We start from the raw sequence: 2213 nt of genomic DNA, 5'->3' as shown, positions 1-2213 counted from the left end.
TGGCAAGCACTAAAAAGCGGACGATGTTAATTGGGTAAAGTCGTTTAATTCTTGCACAATCTTATGATAAATAAATTGACAAGAAGTATGATGGTAAAAAAGTAAACTACAATAAACCATCCTTAAGCATATAGTCAGGTATATTCCATTCATGAGGAGGTATATCAGCAATATAATCTTTTCGAATTGAATTCCAAATGTTAAAACCATGCATATTTTCTGAACAGCAATGCATCATAACATTAACTCCGACTTTCTCTCCTTCAAACTCATTTGATACACTGCGTTCAAAGTCTGACAAACCACCGTCAGCTGGCTTTTTCCAAAAAACATTTTCTATTCTGTCGACTATCCATGGTAACGACTGTAGTGGAAACTCTCTTTGATTGCTTCTCCAGATTTTCTTAAGTTTAGAAAAATACTTACCAGCCACAATTAAGTAATTACCTTTAATAATTAGATAAAAACGTTTATTTGATGACATTTCATAATCTATAGTTAAAACTAGATGTTCATCACTTTGCAAGTTATCTAAATTAATTAATCCTAAATTACTTTTCATTTTTGTCACGATATATTTCTAATTAAATCACAACTCCTTAGCTATATTTAGCAGCTATTTTTTTCAACTCATCCAACAAACCATCTTTAAGCATATAAACAGGAACATCCCATCCTTGATTTGACATTTTATTAAGGTAACTAGTCCTACTAGTATTCCATATATTAAAGCCGTTCAGGTTTTCTGCGCAGCAATGCATTTTAACATTTATTCCGATCACCTCTCCTTCAAACTCAGATGATACACTGCGTTCAAAATCTGACAAACCACCCTCAGCTGGCTTTTTCCAAAAACCATTTTCTATTCGGTCAATAATCCAGGGTAGAGATTTTAACGGAAACTCACTTTGAGAGTACATTCTGCATTTATCAAGTTTTGAATAAAAATCTGTTGATAGGACTAAGTATTTCCCTTTCTTTATTAAAAGTGATACTTCGTCAGGAAACATGGGATAATTTAATTTTAATAAAACTTTTTCATCACTTTTTAAGTTTGCCTGATCTATTAAACCTAAGTTGCTTTTTACACTGGTAACCATCATTTCCTCTTTAACCAATAGGCTTTAATCGAATTGAACGAACATTTTTCATTTCAGAAACTGGTGGTGGATTATTTTCCAAAGTCAAAGTTTCTACTACACCATGTTTATTATTAGGATGGCGGCATTGCGTCATCCCATCTCCGGTGAATTCACTATTTGCACCTAATTCTGTTCTAATTGCATGTCGAGCTAAAAACTTCTCATTGTCACTATCACTCAATCTTCCAGCATACAGCTCTTTATCTTTATCATTAAACTCATTTAATTCAGCCGCCCAATAAGATTCCATATGTTGAGCATACTCTTTTTGGTATTCAGAATTAATGACTTTGGGTACTGCTTCATGATGTTTCTTATCAAGCTGAGATATCGCAGGCTGTCCCATCTCTTCCCAAGTTGGCGTAAAGGTATTTTCACCAAACTCCGATAAATCTTCCCCTCTATCAACAATATGCATTACATAGTCCTTTTCAGGATCATAACCAGTTGCCAGTAAATCAGCTATCGTCGGAGGTGTGATTTCCCACATTAATGTCGAACCATTCAATCCTTTTCAGCCAAATTAACATCATCACTCAATTCTTCTTTATAACGTGAATTCGGGAAACTTAATTTTTCTGTAGAATTTTGACCTTTTGATTTTCGGTTGATTTTTATGCAGANTATGTGTATAAACAACGTGACTACCGCCAGCGAGATATTGTCGGTAAACGGATGATTTGCAGTCAACGTTATGGACGCAGTGGTTGTGGTCGTACTCGTCAGCTCTATTTGCAACAGGTTGTTCCGGGTCGGCATTATTTATTAACGACATTGCTGGCTTTTATCAAGAGCTTGCTCAGTGGTTCCACGGTTAAGCACGCCTGGCAAGCGGCAACAGCCAAACCCCATCAAGAGCCCAGACAAGCCTGGCGTTGGCTGAATGCTTTAATCAAGCAGCTGGGGCTATTTCGGACCTTTATCAAAAGTCGTCCTTTTTCAGAACAACCCTGGCGAAGCTTTTCCTCTCGCCGCTTCAATATTCTCTTGCCCACTATCAACCAGTTACTACAGTCCATACCTCATCACACTAGGATTCAACCTTGTTTGCAGCAACGCTTTTGTTAATGA

The 2213-nt window shown here is 36.5% G+C and carries 4 protein-coding genes; 1 reads left to right on the top strand and 3 read right to left on the bottom strand.

Annotated elements, in window-relative coordinates; translation table 11 throughout:
* Window positions 1–106: 106 nt before the first annotated feature.
* The 3 genes from ABVT42_RS22080 to ABVT42_RS22070 are packed head-to-tail and all read right to left on the bottom strand — an operon-like array spanning window position 107 to window position 1650.
* On the bottom strand, window positions 107–562 hold the full coding sequence (locus ABVT42_RS22080; RefSeq protein WP_353898135.1) for a hypothetical protein: 456 nt from the start codon (window positions 560–562) through the stop codon (window positions 107–109).
* Between the two features lie 37 nt (window positions 563–599).
* Window positions 600–1103 (bottom strand): hypothetical protein, encoded by a 504-nt coding sequence (locus tag ABVT42_RS22075; RefSeq protein ID WP_367024498.1) that lies wholly within the window; start codon window positions 1101–1103, stop codon window positions 600–602.
* 7 nt (window positions 1104–1110) lie between these two features.
* Complete coding sequence (locus ABVT42_RS22070) at window positions 1111–1650, bottom strand: hypothetical protein (RefSeq protein WP_367024496.1); 540 nt, start codon at window positions 1648–1650, stop codon at window positions 1111–1113.
* Window positions 1651–1769: 119 nt separating this feature from the next.
* Here ABVT42_RS22070 and ABVT42_RS22065 point away from each other — a divergent pair, with 119 nt between their 5' ends.
* Window positions 1770–2210 (top strand): hypothetical protein, encoded by a 441-nt coding sequence (locus ABVT42_RS22065; protein ID WP_367024494.1) that lies wholly within the window; start codon window positions 1770–1772, stop codon window positions 2208–2210.
* Window positions 2211–2213: the final 3 nt, after the last annotated feature.

The organism is Aliikangiella maris (genome assembly GCF_040719265.1).
Lineage (GTDB): Bacteria > Pseudomonadota > Gammaproteobacteria > Enterobacterales > Kangiellaceae > Aliikangiella > Aliikangiella maris.
The sequence above is the reverse complement of the archived record's forward strand: the minus strand, read 5'-3'. Positions and strand labels throughout refer to the sequence as shown.

Excerpts from the sequence above, each read along its gene's own strand:
- ABVT42_RS22080 (WP_353898135.1), bottom strand. The coding sequence starts at position 562 with ATGAAAAGTAATTTAGGATTAATTAATTTAGATAACTTGCAAAGTGAT.
- ABVT42_RS22075 (WP_367024498.1), bottom strand. The coding sequence starts at position 1,103 with ATGATGGTTACCAGTGTAAAAAGCAACTTAGGTTTAATAGATCAGGCA.